This window comes from Spirillospora sp. NPDC048823 (genome assembly GCF_043198445.1).
GTDB lineage: Bacteria > Actinomycetota > Actinomycetes > Streptosporangiales > Streptosporangiaceae > Spirillospora.
Genome location: NZ_JBICUT010000008.1, coordinates 1 through 17,245 on the forward strand (window position 1 = coordinate 1; position 17,245 = coordinate 17,245).

Below are 17,245 nucleotides of genomic sequence, written 5' to 3' on the forward strand. Positions count from 1 at the left end.
CAATGATGCCGATGTGACAATTGAGGCAATTGGTGCTTAACTAGTTAATAGATCGCGAGGTGGCCTTCTCATACACCACCCGCCTGGACGTGGCCTCAAACGGTTTTCCGGCCGAGGCTCCGTCAGTGCTCCCGGGGCCCCAGCGGCGCAGGCGGCGGCCTTCGGTCTCGGCGATCCCCTCGGCGGTCCGCGGGTCGCGCCTGAGAGGATCGGCCCGTGGCGGATGTGGTCTTCTTCGATTTGGACGGCACCCTGGTCGATCACCGGGGCGCGGTGTGGGACGCGATCGGCCAGATCGTCCGGGCCGCGCCGGACGCGACGGCTCCGCCGGAGGAGCTGGTGGCGCTGTGGTGGACGCTGGAGGGGCGCCACATGCGGGAGTACCTGGCCGGCCGGTGCTCCTTCGCCGAGCACCACCGGCGCAGGCTCCGCTCTTTCCTGCCCGCGCTCGGCGAGCCGGTTCCCGAGGATCCCGGCCGTCTGGACGCCTGGATGGCCGAGCGCTACCTCACCGCGTTCGAGGAGTCCTGGCGGTCCTATCCCGATGTGCGGCCCTGCCTGGAGAGCCTGAAGCGACTTCCGCGGGGGCCGCGTCTGGCCGTTCTCACCAACGGGGACCCAGGGCAGCAGCGCGCCAAGCTCGCCCGCTTCGGCCTGCTGGAGTACTTCGAGGCGGTCCTGACCCCGTCCGAGCTCGGCGCGGCCAAGCCCGGCGCCTACGCCGCCGCCTGCCGGTGGATGCGGACCGACCCCGGGCGGGCGGTCAACGTGGGCGACATGCTGGAGAGCGACGTGCACGCGGCCGCCCTCGCGGGGCTCACCGGCGTCTGGCTGGACCGCGGCGTCGACTTCGTCACCGGCGGGCCGTCACCGGCGGCGGACCGGGCGGTACCGCGCATCGAGCGGCTCACCGACCTGCCCGGACATCTGGCGCGCATGGACGCCTGACATTCGTGAGAGCGTCCGGCGCTCACGGGCGCCTGCGCGGCCGGGGACGGCGGGTCCGGTGCCGCTCACCCACCGGGCCCGGTGGGTGCCCCCGGGCCCGGTGGGGCCGGGTCAGGGCAGGGCGGCGAGGAACGCGGTGAACCGCCGCAGGAGCAGCGCGCACGCCTGCCCGTCGTAGGAGGGCAGGCTGCTGTCGGTGAACAGGTGCCGGTCGCCGGGGTAGAGGAACAGCTCGGCGCCGGCGGTTTCGGAGACGAGGGCGCGGGCGGCGTCGGGGGCGTGGACGGTGTGGCCAGCCCGCCGCAGCGCGTCGGCGAAGCCGCGCACACCGGGCGTCAGCCCCTGCACGTGGTGGAACAGCAGCACTTCGGCCATGCCGTGATCGTGCCACGGTGCGGGCGCGGCGGCGCGGACTCCGCCGGACGAGCTGGTCGCGCTGGCGCCGCGGGCGGCGGGGGGCTGACCACGGCGGAGATCGCGCGGGCGTTCCCGGTGCCGGAGGCGACGATGGCGCAGCGCATCAGCCGCGCCATGTGCAGCGCATCAGGGCGGCGGGCGGCCGGTTCCGGCTGCCGCCCGCGGGTGAGCGGGACGCGCGGATGCGCGCCGTCCTGCACGTGCTGTACCTGATCTTCAGTGAGGGGTGCACGGCCGGTTCGGGCCCGGATCTGCGGCGCGCCGAGCTGACCGGGGAGGTCGCGGGGCTGCTGGCGCCCGACCACCAGCGTGCCCGAGCGGCGGTATCTGCGGGGCCGCGCCGACCACCTCACCGCGATGCGGCAGGATGCCCGGTATGGGTGATGTTTTCGCGCATCGGCTGCGGGTGCGGTACAGCGAGTGCGACCAGCAGGGCGTGGTGTTCAACGGCCATTACCTGTTCTTCTACGACGTGGCGCTGACGGAGATGTGGCGGGCGCTGATCGGCGAGTACGGGCAGATGGTGCAGGACGGCTACGACCTGGTGGTGGCCGAGTCCCGGATCCGGTTCCGGGAGGGCGCCCGGTTCGACGAGCTGGTGGAGGTGTCGATGCCGGTGGCGCGCCTGGGGGTGACGAGCATGGTGGTGCGGCCGGTGTTCCGGGTGGGTGAGCGGGTCATCGCCGACGGGGAGGTGCGGCATGTGTTCATCGACCCGGCGTCCAAGGCCAAGCGGGAGATGCCGCCGGAGGTCAGGGCGGCCCTGGAGCCCTATGTGGAAGGGGCGGGCCCGGACGGGGCGGGACAGGCGGCCGGCGCGGCGTCGGGCGCTCAATCGCCTTGACGACGTCTCCGACATCGCGCGCATCCCGATCTGGAATCGGGTTCCGCCTGAGGTGCCCGGCACAGTTCCCGCACGGGTGATTCAACTGGGCGCCGCACCCCCGGGGCAACCCTTTTCCGGGCGGCCCCGCGGGGTTCAGCGGGCGAACAGGGGGCGCGGCGCCCGGGATCGGCGGGCCGGCCGCGCGCACACCTGCGACAGCACCATCCGCAGCGCGGCGGCCTGCGACAGCACCGCCCATTCACGGTCGCCGTAGCCGCGCATGGACGCCGAGGCGTCCAGGACGAGCGCGACGGTCCCCTCGAAGCGGGGGAACTGCGCGGCGGCGGCGCCGACGTGGCGGTCTCGACACTCATTTTCCCCGCCCCGCCCCGACCGGCCCGGTGCCGCCGCTACGCTTCGGCGGCGGTCGCGGAGGGGGCGCCGGTGGTGTCGGGCGCCCGCCTGCTCGGCGGCGAGGACGTCCGTGCCGCGTCCGGCACGGCGCCGCCGCGCCGTTCGGCGGGCGGTTCGGCGGGCAGGCCGGCGGGGCGGGCGGCGGCGCGCTGGGCGAGGTAGGCGCCGGTCAGCACGATGGCGCCGCCGAGCATCTGCGCGGGGGTGAGGCGTTCGCCGAGCACGGCCCAGGCGATGAGGGCGGCCGCGACGGCCTCGGTGTAGCAGATCGCGCCGCCGACCTGCGCCGGGAGCCGCTGCAGCCCGGCGACGCCGGTGAGGTAGGCCACCACGGTGCTGACGACGCCGATCCAGGCGACGAGCGTCCAGCCGGGCGCGGCGAACCCCGCGACGGGGACCGGCGCGGGCAGCACGTCCCACGGCAGCGCCCAGGGCGCGGCGAGGGCGGTGAGCGCGACGGCCGCGACGGCGGTGCCGGACGCGGTGATGACCAGCGGGTCGACCTGCCCGGCGAGGCGGTCGACGATGAGGAAGTAGGCGGCCTGGCAGGCGGCGGCGCCGAACCCGGCGGCCAGGCCGAGCGGGTCCAGCGACAGGCCCGCCCACACCTGCACGACCATCGCCAGCCCGGCCATGGCGACCGCGACGCCGGCGGCGGCGGTGCGGTGCACCGGGACGCGGCGTACCAGCCGCAGCCACGCCAGCACGATCACCGGGCCGCTGAACTCCAGCAGGATCGCCACGCCGACCGGCAGCCGCGACGCGGCCACGAAGTAGCACGCCTGGCAGCCCGCGACGCCCGTCAGCCCGTAGACGGCCAGGCGGCCCAGGTGGGGGCGCAGGCCGCGCGCCGCCGACCGTCCCCGCAGGACGACCGCGACCGGCACCAGCACCACCGCGGCGGTCGCGATCCGCAGCCACACCGCCTGCAGCGGGCCGAGCCCGGCCTCGATGAGGGCCTTGCCGAACGGCCCGGACGCGCCGAAGCACACCGACGACACCAGCACCAGGCCCACGCCCCAGGCGCGCGTCCGCGCCGCGCCGTCCGCCGCCCCCACCGCCCACCCCCGCGCCGCACCGTGCGTCCGTCCGTTCACCCGCCCGCAAGGGCTAATGAGCATGGTGCCATAACGCTCCTTACACGTCGATGGCGGGGAGCACGCCCGCCCGGAGGGATACCGGGCCGTGACTGCGGTGATGCCGGACGCGCCGCCCGGTGGGACTACTATTCGCCGAATGAGCTGGCAGGCGGCCGGGGCGGGGCCCGGTGGAACCGGAGGCGGGCCGAGCGGGGACCTGTTCGCGGCGGTCGAGGGCAACGTGCGCGAGCTGGTGGCGTCCCCCTGGTGGCAGACCGCCCAGCCCGCCGACCGCGCCGGCCAGATCGCCGCGCGGATGCTGTGGGGCGCGGGCGAATGGTGGCTGTACGGGGCGTGGGGCCGCTGGTACCGGTGCGGCCTGGACGGCGCCTGGCACCCCTGCCCCCCGCCCGAGGCGTTCGAGGACCGCCGCGTCGCGGTGCCCGCACCGCCCGGCGCGGGGATCCCGCCCGTCCCGCCGCAGCTGTACCCCACCGGCCCGGACCTGTCCGCCGGGCGCGTCGCGCCGCTGGGATTCCTCGGCCCGGTCCCCGACACCGCGGTCGTGGCGCGCATCTCCCAGGCCCTCACCACCGCGCTGGCGGTCAACCCGCAGCAGTTCGCCCAGCGCGACCCCATGTTCCAGCCCGGGACGCCCAGCACCGTCGCCGCCGCGTGGGGCGCGCTGCTGTGGTGCGCCGGGTCCCCGGTGGTGCTGACCGAGCATCCGCTGATCGAGTCGTTCATCCCGTTCCTGACCACCTCGGCGGACCGGCTGCACTGGATGATGCCGCCCGACTTCGCCACCCTGGCCGGCTACTACATCCACCGCCTGGGCGCCGGCGACGGCGGCGGCGCCGCCCACATCGCCCGCGTCATGTACGAGGTCGCCGCCGGGCTGCAGGCCGACCCCCGGTTCCGTCCCGGCGCCGACGCCCTCGCGGCGGTGACGGCGGCGTCGCTGCGGATGGTCAACCAGGACATGGCCACCGTCCGGTACGGGCCCGAGGCGATCCTGCAGGAATGGCGGCGCCGCTGCCCCGCCGAGTTCGCCACGCCGATGGTCCGCGACACCGCGCCCGGCGAGTACCTGCGCCTGGCCCTGTACGACCTGCAGCAGATCGTCGCCGGGCTGACCGGCCCCCGCCCCGCGGCGCCCGGCCGCGGCCACGACGAGGTCCGCCGCGCCGGGATCGCGGTGCTGGCCGCCGACCTGCAGGCCGCGCCGGGCGTGCTGCCGGCGCTGCAGCGGTGGCTGGACCCCGACAGCTCCCGCACCCTGCAGGCGGTGCTGGGCGACCCGGCCAACCCGCTGCGGTCGCTGTGGCCGCGCGACGGGCGGCTGCCGGACGCACTGCGCACCGACGACGCCGACGCGCTGGCGGCGCTGCTGTCCACGACCTACACGCTGGGGCTGACGTGGTGCCGGCTGGCGCAGGTCGCGCCGCCGGCGGCGGGTTTCGCTGTGCCGCAGGCGGTCGCGGCGGAGCTGACGTCCCCGGCGATGCACACCCCGCCGTCCACCGACGAGCTGTCGGCGTGGGACATCATCAAGGCCGCCCGCGCCCACATGGCCGCCGACCGCGCCGACCGCCCGGTGGCGCCGGTGCCCGAGCCGGCGACGGACGCGCCGGGCCCGCCGCCCGCGGTGGCGCCTGCCCCGCCCCCCGGCGCGCCGGTGCCGCCCCCGGCCGCACCGGAACCGCCCGCACCCGCATCGCCGGTGCCGCCGCCTGCGCCGCCGGTCTCCCCGCCGCCCTTCCCGGGACCGCCGGCCCGTCACGAGCAGCCCGCGCCGCCCCCGCCCCCGCCCGCTCCCCCGCCCCCCTCGTCCTCCCCGTCTCTGTCGGATCCGTTCGAGCCGGGGGCGCCCCACTCTTCACCGCCCTCTTCACCGCCCTCTTCACCGGCGCCGCCTCCGGCGCCCGTTCCCGAGCCGCCCGTGCCCGAGCCGCCCGCGCCGGAGTGGCCGCCGCCCGACGCGACGACCGCCGACGCCGCGCCCCCGGCCCCGCCGCCCATGCCCCCGCCCCCGCCCCCGCCTCCGCCTGCTCCGGCGGAGTCTCAGCCGCCGGCGGAGCCGGTGTGGCCGCCGGAACCGCAGCGGACGCAGCTGGACACCGACGCGTTCCGGACCCAGCTCGACCCGGGTCCCGCGTGGCCCGGCGCCGACGCCCCCGCGGTTTCGGCGCCGCCGCCGGGTCCCGCTCCGCAGGCGGATCTGCCTCCGCCTCCGGCGCCGGTTCCCGAGCCGCCGCCGCCGATGCCTCCGGCGCCCGTCCCTGAGCACAGCCCGCAGATCGCCGAGGCGTACGGGATCCGGTTCCTGTGCGGCGCCGACGACATCGAGCGCGTGGTGACCGAGGTGCGGCGGCGCGGCAAGTGGGCGCGGCGGCTGCGGGGGCAGGAGGTGTCCAGCGCGTCGGCGCCGGCGCTGCTGCTGATCGGGTCGCCGTCCAGCGGGCAGCGGCGGCTGGCGCGGATGGCCGCGGCGGCGCTGGCGGAGGTGGAGGCCTCCAGCGGCGAGGTCCACAGCGCCCACGCCGAAGACCTGCGCGAGCACGGCCCCGACGGGCTGCGCGCGGTGCTGGACGAGCACGCGGGCCATGTCCTGCTCCTGGACGGCCTGGACGGCCTGATCCTCGACGAGGCGCAGGGCCCGGCGTACGCGTCGGTGCTGTACCGGGCGCGGCTGGAGGGCGTCAACGACACCGCGCTGCTGGCGACGTGCGAGCCGGACCGGGTCGGGGAGCTGTCGGCGGCGTCGCCGGAGCTGGTGACCGATCTGCGGGCCGTGCGGCTGCCGGACCTTGACGTCCCCGAGGCGCGTTCGGCGCTGGTGGGGCTGCTGGCCGAGGAACGCCGCCTGCGGCTGGGCCCGGACGCCTGGACGGTGGTGAACCGCGACGTGGGAACGCTGCGTGCGCGGGGGCGGCTGACCGGCGCACGGCTGGTGGAGGCCTATCTGGACCGGGCCGCGACACGGCATCTGGGCAGTGCGGAGGCCACGCAGGCGATCGGGAGCGCGCTGTCGCTGACGGCGGCCGATTTCGAGGGCCTGGCCGCGGAGCTGTCGGGCCGCTGACGGCGCCGTCCCCGGACGCGCGCGCCTCGATCGGCCGGTGCCCGGCCGTGTCCGTGCCCGGCACCGTCCTTGCCGTGTACCTGCCGTGTCCGTGCTCGGCCGCGGCCCCGGCCGGTACGGGGTGGTCTCGGGGGCTCGATTCGCCTTTCCCGCAGGCGATCTGGGCCCCCGTGCGGCGGCGGAATGTCGGTGGGCGGGGTCACGATGGGGGTGTGGATCGCGTTGACCGGCTGCTGGCGCTCGTCGCCGAGTTGCGTGCGGCCTCCCCCGAGCCTCTGGACCCGGCCGCGCTGGCGGGGCGGCTGCGGGTCAGCGAGCGGACCGTCCGCCGCGATCTGGAGCTGCTGACGCACGGCGGGCTGCCGGTGCGGCCGGTGAAGGGCCGAGGGGTGGTGCTGCCGGACGCGCCGGCGCCGGACGCGCTGAGCGAGGCGGGGTCGCTGACGGGCCCGGTGCACGACACCCTGGCCGAGGCCGTCCGGGGCCGCCGCGTCGTCCGGCTCGCCTACACCGACCAGGCGGGGTCGCGCAGCTTCCGCGACGTGGAGGCGCACGGCCTGGTCGTCGCCCCCTACGCGGAGTACCTGGTGGGGTGGTGCCGGATGCGCGACGGGCCGCGGATGTTCCGGCTGGACCGGATCGGCGCGGCGTTCCTGTCGGGGCGGGCCGCGGAGGTCCGCGATCTGGACGCGCTGCTGGCGGCGCTGCGGGTGCCGGTGCCGCGTCCCCCGGCCGAGCCGGGGCCGCGCGGCCCGGCGGGTGCGGCGCGGGCGCGGGCGTGGACGCTGGACCGGCTGCAGTTCGTGCGGTCCCGGCTGCGGGACGCGGCGGCGGAGGTCCGCGGCGGGACGGGCGGTGCCGCGCTGCGGTGCGTGCTGGGGCATCTGGCGGAGTGGACGCGGTGGCAGGCGGCGGCGATCCGGGCGGCGGCGACGGGTGAGGAGCCGGTCCTGTCCGGGCGGCCCCCGCGGTTCCCGGAGGGGTTCGGCCGGGAGATGCCCTTCGACGCGCGGGAGCGGATGATCCAGGACGCGATGGCGCTGCGGTCCCTGGGCGAGCTGGCGCGCGATCTGCAGGAGGTGCTGGAGTCGGTGGGGCACTGGGCGGCGGGCTGCGACGACGCGCTGTGGGAGGCCGAGCTGCCCGACCCGCGCCCCTACGGCCCGCCGGGGCCTCCGCGTCCGCTGGCGGACCTGCTGGCGGGGTGGCGCGGCCCCCTCGCCCACATCGAGTGGCATCTGGACCGCCTGGCCGATGGGCCGCCGCCGGCGCCGCCGGGCGGCGCCGGCGAGGAGGTGTGGATCGTGGACCGCTGCCCTCTGCAGGCGTGACCCGGGCGGGGGCACTCGCGGGGAGCCGTTACAGTGGGTGGGTCGGTGTGGCATGTGTCCCCCGGGCTCTACCTGATGCCTTCGGGGAATACCGCCGGTCCCATGCGGTCCGGGCTGGAGCTTCGTTGTGCCTTTCGCCGTGAGGCGACCACCACACCGGCCTGAACGCCGAGGCCCCGGCGAGGTTCATCTCGTCGGGGCCTCGGCGTTCGCGCGTCTGCGGGACGTCGTGTCCGGGCGGGCGGGGCCGCGCCCCGGTCGCCGCGCCCCGGGCCGGGGGCCGCCGGGTGCGCGGCGGCGGTGTCCCGTCGGTGTCCGGGGCGGGGGGCCGGGACGGTGTCACGGTGGGGGTGTCACGGTGGCGGGTTCATAGTGCGGCCGCCGCGATCGCGGCGCCGATCGCGGCGAGGACGATGATGACGGCGGCCGCGGCGAATGCGACGGTGCGGGCGCGGCGGCGGCGGGGTGCGCCGAGCCGTGCGAGGCGATGGGCCAGCCGCGGGTCGTCCTCGCTCAGGCGGACCTCGATCTGCGTGAGGATCCGCTGCTCCTCCATCGACAGCGCCATGCTCATACCTCCGGGGGGTCAGGTGTCTGGTTCTTCCCCACGGAGCATGATCATTATCCCTTGGGGGTGGTGACGGTCACGCCGCGTGCGGGGGCGCTCTGGTGGTGGAGGCGGTCCAGTGCGGTGACGTAGTAGGTGTAGGTGCGGCCGGGTTCGGCGGACGGGTCGATGATGCCGCCGCCGCGGACGCCGGCGACGAGGTGCGCGGGGTCGACGGGCGCGCAGGCGGCGCGTTCGCCGTCCACGCGGTAGACGGCGTAGACGGCGGCGCCCTCGGACGGCCGCCAGGTGACCTTGACGCCGTCGTCGCCGTGCGGGGCGGCGGTGGTGTCCTGGACGGGCGGGGGCGCCTTGCCTCCGGCGGCGGCGGGCCGCAGGGCGGGGCGGGCGTAGTGGTCGTCGCGGAGCCGCTGGGCGAATCCGCGGCGGTTCTCGGCGATGTCGGAGGCGCTGAAGAACACGTCGCCGTCCACCTGCGGGTATCTGGCGTTGAGGGTGAGGTGGCGCGACAGTTCGGCGGGGTCCTTCCAGGCGGAGTCGGCGCCGACGCGGTAGGCGCCCTGCCCGATGGTCAGGTGCACGTCGGTGCCCTCGACCTGCCGGGCCCACCAGGCGACGAGTTCGGCGTAGTCGGCGCGGGGGTCGCCGATGGGCCAGTACAGCTGGGGGGTGACGTAGTCGAGCCACCCCTTGGTGATCCATTTGCGGGTGTCGGCGTAGATGTCGTCGTAGCTCTGCAGGGCGCGGGTGCCGGATCCGGCGGGGTCGCTGGACTTGTTGCGCCACACCCCGAACGGGCTGATGCCGAACCGCACCCACGGCTTGGACTGGTGGATGCGGCGGGACAGGTCCTCGACGAGGAGGTCGACGTTGCGGCGCCGCCAGTCGTCCTTGTCCATGCCGCCGCCGTGGGCCTTGTAGGTGGCCTGGTCGGGGAACTCGCCGTCCTCGGGGTAGGGGTAGAAGTAGTCGTCGAAGTGGACGGCGTCGATGTCGTACTTGCCGACGACGTCCATGACGGCCTTGGTGGCCAGTTCCCGCACCTGCGGGATGCCCGGGTCGTACCACAGGCCGTCGCCGTACTCGCGGACCCATTCGGGGTGCTGCCGCGCGGGGCTCTTGGGCGACAGTTTCCTCAGGTCGTCGTCGCGGGAGACGCGGTAGGGGTTGAACCAGGCGTGGAACTCCAGGTTGCGGGCGTGCGCCTCCTTGAGCATGAACGCCAGGACGTCGTAGCCGGGGTCCTTGCCCTGCGTCCCGGTGATCCACTGCGACCACGGCTCGAGGGGCGAGTCGTAGAACGCGTCGGAATTGGGGCGGATCTGCACGAACACCGCGTTCATGTTCATCTGCCGGGCGGTGTCCAGCAGCCGGGTGAACCGCTTCTTCTGCTCGGCGGCGGAGTCGCCGGTGTCCTTGGGCCAGTCGATGCCGCCGACGGTGGCGATCCACATGCCGCGCAGCTGCCGCCCCTTGCCGCCGTCCGGTGCGGGCACGCCGGCGCATTCGGCGTCGGCGCCGGCGGGGACGGGTGCGCGGGCGGCGTCGCCGCGTTCGTCGGTGCCGCCGAGGGCGGGGATGCCGCAGCCGGCCAGCGCCCCCGCCGACATCGCCGCCGTGAGTGCCGCCGCCGCAATTCGGATCTTGGATCGCCACATAGCGCGCCCATTCTCACCCACGCGACGGGATGCTGCGTACGAAACGACGCGCAGGACCAGGTCGGCGTCGTAGTCGCCGCCGAGTTCGGCGCGGTACGGCAGGGGCGCCGCGGTGGGCAGGGCGCGCAGGCACTCGTCGAGGGCGGCTCCTACGCCGACGAGGGTGACGTGCTCACCTCGGCCGGGGAGGCGGCGACGCCGGCCGCGCGCCCGCCCGCGCGGCTAGGTGTACTCGGCGTCGAGTTCGACGGGTTCGGCGATGACGTCGACCATGGCGCCGTTGCGCAGCACGGTGATGGGCAGGGGACGCCCGATCGCCTCGGCGAACATGAGCTTCTGCAGGGACTGGGCGTGCGCGACCGGGTTCCCGCCGGCGGTCAGGACCAGGTCGCCGCGGCGCAGCCCCGCCCGGTCGGCGGGGCTGGCGGGCACGACCTCGGCGACGCGCAGCGCCGCGTCCTGCCCGGTGCGGGCCCGCAGCGCCGCCGGGACGGGGACGGGCGCGGCGGCCAGGCCGAGGAACGCGCGGCGGACGCGGCCGTCGCGGATGAGGGCGCCGATGATGCGGCGGGTGATGGCGTTGATGGGGACGGCCAGGCCGAGGCCGATCCCGGCGACGGCGGTGCTGACGCCGACGACGCGGCCGTGGGCGTCGGCGAGCGCGCCGCCGGAGTTGCCCGGGTTGAGGGCGGCGTCGGTCTGGATGACGTCCTCGATGACGCGGACGGCGGTCCCGTTGCGGGTGGGCTGCGAGGCGGGCAGGGACCGGCCCAGGGCCGACACCACCCCGGCGGTGACCGATCCGGTGAGGCCGAGGGGGGTGCCGACGGCGACGACGAGCTGCCCGACGACCAGGGCGTCGCTGTCGCCGAGGGTGACCGGATCGGGGACGGGGCCGTCGGCGCGGACGACGGCCAGGTCCGACAGGGGGTCGGTGCCGACGACGGTGAACGCGCCGGCCGCGCCGCCGGCGAACGCGGCCTGCCCGCCGGCCGCGGCCCCGACGACGTGGGCGTTGGTGATCAGGAACCCGTCGCCGGTGAACGCCACGGCCGATCCGCTGCCCTCACCGCGGCGGTGCCGCACGCGCAGCGCGGCCACGCGCGGGGTCAGCTCGCGGGCGACGGCGGACACGACACGGGAGTAGGCGTCCAGCGGCGGACCGCCGTCCTGGGGGTCGGGGATCATCGCACCTCCCGGATGATTACATCGTTACACGGTAACCACCGAAGGAGAAGAGGTGTTCCCGCCGCGCCCGGCCAGGCGCCGCCGCCGGGGGGCTCAGCGCAGGGTGGACAGGCCGCCGTCGACGTGGACGACCTGGCCGGTGACATAGGACGCGCGGTCCGACATCAGGAACACCGCCACGTCGGCGACCTCCCACGCGGTCCCCTGCCGCCGCATCGGGATCAGCCCGGCGGCACGGTCGCGGCCCTCGTTGCCCGCCGACGCGGCACGACCCATCACGGTGTCGATGAGGCCGGGCGCCACGACGTTGGCGCGCACACCGCGCGGCGCGCCCTCGGCCGCGATGTGCCGCACCAGCCCCGCCAGGCCCGCCTTGGACGCGTCATAGGACGGCGACCGCGACCCCGGCTTCGTCCCCGCCAGCGACCCGATGAACACCATCGCCGCGCCCGCCTCCAGCGCCGGCATCGCCGCCTTCCCGACCAGGAACGGGGCCCGCAGGTTGACGTGCAGGACACGGTCCCAGTCGGCCAGCGCCGTGCCCGCCAGCCCGTACCCGGCACCGATCCCGGCGTTGAACACCACCCCGTCCAGCCCCCCGAGCCCCTCGGCCGCCTGCGTCACCACCCGGTCGCACGACACGGGGTCGGTGACGTCGGCGACCACGACGCACGCGTCCCCGCCCCCGTCGGCGATCATCGCGGCGGTCCGCCCGGCGGCGCCGGCGTCGACGTCGGCGCACGCGACCCGGGCGCCCTCCCGCGCCGCCGTGATCGCGATGGCACGGCCGTTGCCGACCGGCGCCGACGGATCGTCGCTGGGACTCGTCCCCGCGCCGACGACCAGGATGCGGCGCCCCGGCAGCAGGCCACCGGACGAGGGAGAATCGGGCATGACCGGCACCGTAGCCGACACCCCCCGCACCCGCCCAGACCCAAGATCGGCGACGCGGCACGGCGGCCCCGCGGCGGCGGCTAGGGTGCGGGCATGGGCAGCGCCGCGGGGACGACCGGTGAACCGGTGGTGATCGAACGCGCCGACGGCGCCGGAGGCGAACTGGTGCTGCGCCGCGCAGGCGCCCACTACGAGATCATCAGCAACGGCGTGTTCCTCATGGACACCCGCGGCGGCGCGTCCGAACGGCTCCTGGTCCGCGCCGCGGCCGACGGCCTGGACGGCCCCGCGCGGCTGCTCATCGGCGGCCTCGGCGTCGGGTTCTCCCTCGCCGAGGCCCTCACCCTCCCCGGCATCGCACACGTCACCGTCGTCGAACGCGAACCCAAGGTGATCGCCTGGCACGCCGCCGAACTGCGGCCCTGGTCGCGCGGCGCCCTCGACGACCCCCGCGTCACCGTCGAACACGCCGACCTGCTCGACTACCTCGCCTCCCCCCGCGGCGGCCGGTTCGACGCACTGTGCCTGGACATCGACAACGGCCCCGACTGGACGGTCACACCCGGCAACGCCCGCCTGTACGCCCCCGCCGGCCTGGACCTGATCACCGGGCGCCTCACCCCGCGCGGCACCCTCGCAGTGTGGAGCGCGAACGCGGCACCGGCGTTCGAGACGCTGCTGCGCAGCCGGTTCACCCGCGTCCGGGCCCGGCCCGTCCCCGTCCCGCGCGGCGAACCCGACATCGTCTACCTCGCGTCCGGGCCCCGCCCCGCCGCGCCCTGACACCACCGGCCCGTCCCCGGCCCGCACCACCGGCCCGCACCATCGCGCCCCCGTTCCGGCCCGTTCGGTGACCCGGCTGAACCGAACCGTAAACCCCATTCGCTAGGTTTCGGGCTGACAACACCTATTTGGGAGGATCTGTGGCTACTGCCCACGCAGCCCAGCGGCGCCCCGCCGTCCTGGGCGACCTGCTGCCCGGTTCCCTGGCCCGCGACGCCGCCCTCGTCGCCGGCGCCGCCGCGTTCGTCGGCGCCGCCGCGCAACTCGCGATGCCGCTGCCCGGCACACCGGTCCCGGTCACCGGGCAGACCTTCGCGGTCCTGCTGTCCGGCGCCGCGCTCGGCTTCGGCCGCGCCGGCCTCGCCATGATCGTCTACCTGCTGGCCGGGATGGCGGGCGTGCCCTGGTTCACCGACGCCGGATCCGGCACCGGCGCCCCGACCCTCGGCTACGTCATCGGATTCGCCGCCGCCGCGGCCGCCGTCGGCGCCCTCGCACAGCGCGGCGGCGACCGCACCCCCCTGCGCACCATCGCCACGATGCTCGCCGGAACCGCCATCATGTACGCCGCCGGCGTCCCCTACCTCATGGCGTCCCTGCACATCGACCTCGGCCGCGCCCTCGACCTCGGCGTCACCCCCTTCCTGGCCGGCGACGCACTGAAGGTCCTCCTGGCGGCGGGCCTGCTGCCCGCCGCGTGGAAACTCACCGGAGCAGCCCGCGGCCGCTGACCCGCACCCCCCCCCGCCCATGCCCGCCCGACCCGCACCCGCGCCCCGCGCATGCCCCGGGAACGGGCGGGCATGGGCACACCGGACCGCCACCCCGCCAAGCCGACGAGCGCAGGCAGCCGCCAGCCGCGCACCACCGGGCACGGCCCGTGTGGCGCACACCTCACGCACACCCCCGCCCCGCCCGTTTGAACAGGTTCAAATCTGTCGTACAGTGGCATGCGTGAAGCTCGCCGTGACAGCACCGGACCGCCTGTCCGTCCGCACCGTCCCGGTCCCCGACCCGGGCGACCTCATCGCGCGGCTTCCCCACCCCGCCGCACTGGCCTGGATCCGCCACGGCGAAGGCATCGTCGGCTGGGGCGAAGCCGCCCGCCTCACCCTCCCCGGCGGAACCGACCGCTTCGCCGCCGCCGAACACCACCTCCGCGAACTGTTCGCCGCCGCCGCCGTCGACGACCCCATCGCCCTCCCCGGCACCGGCCCCGTCGCCTTCGGCTCCTTCGGATTCGACCCAAAATCCCCCGACTCCACCCTCATCATCCCCCGCCGCATCCTCGGCCGCCGCAACGGCACCGCATGGCTCACCACCATCGGCGGCGACACCGACCCCCACACCCACACCAACCCCCCGCACACCCCCGCCCACCTCCAATGGACCGACGGCGCACTCCCCGAACACGCCTGGAAGAACACCGTCGCCGCCGCCGTCCACCGCATCAGGCAAGGCCACCTCGGCAAAGTCGTCCTCGCACGCGACCTCAACGCCCGCGCCGACACCCCCATCGACGCCCGCACCCTCCTGCACCGCCTCGCCACCCGCTTCCCCGGCTGCTACACCTTCTCCTGCGCCGGCCTCGTCGGCGCCACCCCCGAACTCCTCATCCGCCGCACCGGCGACCACATCGAATCCCTCGTCCTGGCCGGCACCACCGCCCGCGGCACCGGCCCCGCCGACGACCACGCCCGCGCCCAGCACCTGTTCACCTCCGCCAAAGACCGCGAAGAACACCGCTACGCCGCAGACATGGTCCGCGACGCCCTCACCCCCCTCTGCGCCGACCTCACCATCCCCACCGAACCCGAACTGCTCACCCTGCCCAACCTCACCCACCTCGCCTCACCCGTCCGCGGACACCTCGACACCGACCGCTCCGTCCTCGACGTCGTCGCCGCCCTCCACCCCACCCCCGCCGTCTGCGGCACCCCCACCGACATCGCCATGGACCTCATCCGCGAACTCGAAGGCATGGACCGCGGCCGCTACGCCGGCCCCGTCGGCTGGGTCGACGCCCGCGGCGACGGCGAATGGGGCATCGCCCTGCGCTGCGCCGAAATCGACGGCACCCGCGCACGCCTGTTCGCCGGCTGCGGCATCGTCGCCGACTCCGACCCCGACGCCGAACTCGCCGAAGCCCGCACCAAATTCCGCGCCATGCAGTACGCCCTCCACGGCTGACCCGCCCCCGAACTGCGACGATCACACACCGCACCCGGCGACACAAACCCGGCGTACCCCATGTACGGTCATGGACGACCACGCAACACACAGACGGAGGACGAAGCACCGTGGACGTCGAACGGACCGCTTTGCCCGGCATCGGCCTACAGCACGTCATGACCACCGCACGCGGCCGCCAACTCGGCGTCATCTCCCACCGCACCGGCCGACGCGACCTGGTCATCTACGACAAAGAAGACCCCGACAGCTGCATCGCCACCGTCGCGCTGTCCGGCGACGAAGCCAGCGCCATCGCCGAACTCCTCGGCACCGGCCGCATCATCGAACACCTCGCCGAACTCCACCGCCAGGTCGAAGGCCTCGTCACCGAACAAATCCCCATCGCAGGCGGATCCCCCTACGACGGACGCCCCCTCGGCGACACCCGCTCCCGCACCCGCACCGGCGCCTCCATCGTCGCCGTCGTCCGCGAAGGCAAGGTCATCGCCAGCCCCCGCCCCGACTTCACCTTCACCGCCGGAGACATCGTCGTCGTCGTAGGAACAGGCGAAGGAACCGCCGCGGTCGCCCAAATCCTCGCCAACGGCTGACCCCCGCATGCAGTCGGCCGTTCAACTCATCGAACTCGGCGCGATCATCCTGGCCCTCGGCCTCCTCGGCGCCGTGTCCGTCCGCTTCTCCATCTCCCCCATCCCCCTCTACCTCATCGCCGGCCTCGCCTTCGGCTCCGGCGGCATCCTCCCCCTCACCGACAGCGAAGAATTCGTCTCCATCGGCGCCGAAGTCGGCGTCATCCTCCTGCTGTTCACCCTCGGTCTCGAATACACCGCCGACGAACTCGTCGGCACACTGCGCACCTCCGCACCCGTCGGCCTCGCCGACCTCGCCCTCAACGCCACCCCCGGCGTCGCCGCCGCACTCCTGCTCGGCTGGGGACCCGTCGCCGCCGTCGCCATGGGCGGCATCACCTACGTCACCTCCTCCGGCATCACCGCCAAAGTCATCGGCGACCTCGGCTGGCTCGGCAACAAGGAAACACCCGCCGTCCTGTCCATCCTCGTCTTCGAAGACCTCGCCATGGCCGCCTACCTCCCCATCCTCACCGCCCTCCTCGCCGGCGCCGGACTCCTCGGCGGCGCCGCCGCACTCGGCATCGCCGCCGCCACCATCACCGCCATCCTCTACATCGCACTCCGCCACGGAACCCTCGTCCAGCGCTTCGTCGCCTCCCCCAGCGAAGAAGTCCTCCTCCTCAAAGTCCTCGGCCTCACACTCCTCGTCGCCGGCATCGCACAACAACTCCAGGTCTCAGCCGCCGTCGGAGCCTTCCTCGTCGGCATCGCCCTGTCCGGCACCCTCGCCCACACCGCCCAGAAACTCCTCGCACCCCTACGCGACCTCTTCGCAGCCGTCTTCTTCGTCTTCTTCGGCCTCCACACCGACCCCGGCGACCTGCCACCCGTCCTCGGCATCGCCGCCGCCCTCGCCCTCATCGGCATCCTCACCAAAATGGGCAGCGGCTGGATCGCCGCACGCCACGCCCGCGTCGCCATCACCGGACGCCTCCGCGCCGGAGCCGCCCTCGTCCCCCGCGGCGAATTCAACATCGTCATCGCCGGCCTCGCCGTCAGCGCCGGCATCAGCGCCGACCTCGGCCCCCTCGCCGCCGCCTACGTCCTCATCCTCGCCGTCGCCGGCCCCGTCATCGCCCGCGGCACCGAACCCCTCGCCGGCCGCCTCCGCACCCGCCGCGCCCAACGCCGCGCCCCCCAGACCGACGACGACGTACCGGTCCCCACCCTCCGCCACACCGACGAAGAACACCACACCGCCGACGCCGTCTGAACCCCGCCCCGGCCGC

At 75.2% G+C, this 17,245-nt stretch carries 16 protein-coding genes; 9 read left to right on the forward strand and 7 right to left on the reverse strand.

Annotated features, from left to right (window positions below; all coding sequences use genetic code 11):
• Window positions 1-216: 216 nt before the first annotated feature.
• Complete coding sequence (locus ACGFK0_RS19550) at window positions 217-948, forward strand: HAD family hydrolase (protein ID WP_392906529.1); 732 nt, start codon at window positions 217-219, stop codon at window positions 946-948.
• A gap of 111 nt (window positions 949-1,059) precedes the next feature.
• Here ACGFK0_RS19550 and ACGFK0_RS19555 read toward each other — a convergent pair whose 3' ends face one another.
• Window positions 1,060-1,323 carry a hypothetical protein gene (locus ACGFK0_RS19555; protein WP_392906531.1) on the reverse strand — a complete coding sequence of 88 codons (264 nt, stop codon included), beginning with the start codon at window positions 1,321-1,323 and terminating at the stop codon, window positions 1,060-1,062.
• A gap of 418 nt (window positions 1,324-1,741) precedes the next feature.
• Between ACGFK0_RS19555 and ACGFK0_RS19560 the strand changes: the two genes are divergently transcribed.
• Complete coding sequence (locus ACGFK0_RS19560; RefSeq protein ID WP_392906533.1) at window positions 1,742-2,209, forward strand: acyl-CoA thioesterase; 468 nt, start codon at window positions 1,742-1,744, stop codon at window positions 2,207-2,209.
• A gap of 135 nt (window positions 2,210-2,344) precedes the next feature.
• On the opposite strand, the gene ACGFK0_RS19565 is transcribed toward ACGFK0_RS19560, so the two are convergent.
• On the reverse strand, window positions 2,345-2,473 hold the full coding sequence (locus ACGFK0_RS19565; protein ID WP_392906535.1) for a hypothetical protein: 129 nt from the start codon (window positions 2,471-2,473) through the stop codon (window positions 2,345-2,347).
• Between the two features lie 128 nt (window positions 2,474-2,601).
• Window positions 2,602-3,726, reverse strand: coding sequence for a DMT family transporter (locus tag ACGFK0_RS19570; protein WP_392906536.1), 1,125 nt, complete (start codon window positions 3,724-3,726; stop codon window positions 2,602-2,604).
• Window positions 3,727-3,841: 115 nt separating this feature from the next.
• Between ACGFK0_RS19570 and ACGFK0_RS19575 the strand changes: the two genes are divergently transcribed.
• Both ACGFK0_RS19575 and ACGFK0_RS19580 read left to right on the forward strand, forming a co-directional pair.
• Window positions 3,842-6,769 (forward strand): hypothetical protein, encoded by a 2,928-nt coding sequence (locus ACGFK0_RS19575; RefSeq protein WP_392906538.1) that lies wholly within the window; start codon window positions 3,842-3,844, stop codon window positions 6,767-6,769.
• A gap of 212 nt (window positions 6,770-6,981) precedes the next feature.
• Window positions 6,982-8,100, forward strand: coding sequence for a helix-turn-helix transcriptional regulator (locus ACGFK0_RS19580; protein ID WP_392906540.1), 1,119 nt, complete (start codon window positions 6,982-6,984; stop codon window positions 8,098-8,100).
• Window positions 8,101-8,467: 367 nt separating this feature from the next.
• On the opposite strand, the gene ACGFK0_RS19585 is transcribed toward ACGFK0_RS19580, so the two are convergent.
• The 4 genes from ACGFK0_RS19585 to ACGFK0_RS19600 all read right to left on the reverse strand — a co-directional run bounded on the left by ACGFK0_RS19585 (window position 8,468) and on the right by ACGFK0_RS19600 (window position 12,408).
• Window positions 8,468-8,674, reverse strand: coding sequence for a DUF3040 domain-containing protein (locus ACGFK0_RS19585; RefSeq protein ID WP_392906541.1), 207 nt, complete (start codon window positions 8,672-8,674; stop codon window positions 8,468-8,470).
• 47 nt (window positions 8,675-8,721) lie between these two features.
• On the reverse strand, window positions 8,722-10,326 hold the full coding sequence (locus ACGFK0_RS19590) for a glycoside hydrolase family 10 protein (RefSeq protein WP_392906542.1): 1,605 nt from the start codon (window positions 10,324-10,326) through the stop codon (window positions 8,722-8,724).
• Window positions 10,327-10,548: 222 nt separating this feature from the next.
• Complete coding sequence (locus ACGFK0_RS19595) at window positions 10,549-11,514, reverse strand: S1C family serine protease (protein ID WP_392906543.1); 966 nt, start codon at window positions 11,512-11,514, stop codon at window positions 10,549-10,551.
• Window positions 11,515-11,607: 93 nt separating this feature from the next.
• Window positions 11,608-12,408: an SDR family NAD(P)-dependent oxidoreductase gene (locus ACGFK0_RS19600; protein WP_392906545.1), complete on the reverse strand. Its 801-nt coding sequence runs from the start codon at window positions 12,406-12,408 to the stop codon at window positions 11,608-11,610.
• 93 nt (window positions 12,409-12,501) lie between these two features.
• On the opposite strand from ACGFK0_RS19600, the gene ACGFK0_RS19605 reads away from it, so the two are divergent.
• From ACGFK0_RS19605 to ACGFK0_RS19625, 5 genes are all read left to right on the forward strand, one after another.
• Window positions 12,502-13,191 (forward strand): spermidine synthase, encoded by a 690-nt coding sequence (locus ACGFK0_RS19605; RefSeq protein ID WP_392906547.1) that lies wholly within the window; start codon window positions 12,502-12,504, stop codon window positions 13,189-13,191.
• 140 nt (window positions 13,192-13,331) lie between these two features.
• Window positions 13,332-13,922 carry a biotin transporter BioY gene (locus ACGFK0_RS19610; RefSeq protein ID WP_392906548.1) on the forward strand — a complete coding sequence of 197 codons (591 nt, stop codon included), beginning with the start codon at window positions 13,332-13,334 and terminating at the stop codon, window positions 13,920-13,922.
• A gap of 223 nt (window positions 13,923-14,145) precedes the next feature.
• The gene (locus ACGFK0_RS19615; RefSeq protein ID WP_392906549.1) at window positions 14,146-15,381 is read left to right on the forward strand and encodes an isochorismate synthase MenF; all 1,236 of its coding nucleotides are present in this window, start codon (window positions 14,146-14,148) and stop codon (window positions 15,379-15,381) included.
• A gap of 110 nt (window positions 15,382-15,491) precedes the next feature.
• Window positions 15,492-15,974 carry a cation:proton antiporter regulatory subunit gene (locus ACGFK0_RS19620; RefSeq protein WP_392906550.1) on the forward strand — a complete coding sequence of 161 codons (483 nt, stop codon included), beginning with the start codon at window positions 15,492-15,494 and terminating at the stop codon, window positions 15,972-15,974.
• A gap of 7 nt (window positions 15,975-15,981) precedes the next feature.
• Window positions 15,982-17,229 carry a cation:proton antiporter gene (locus tag ACGFK0_RS19625; protein ID WP_392906551.1) on the forward strand — a complete coding sequence of 416 codons (1,248 nt, stop codon included), beginning with the start codon at window positions 15,982-15,984 and terminating at the stop codon, window positions 17,227-17,229.
• Window positions 17,230-17,245: the final 16 nt, after the last annotated feature.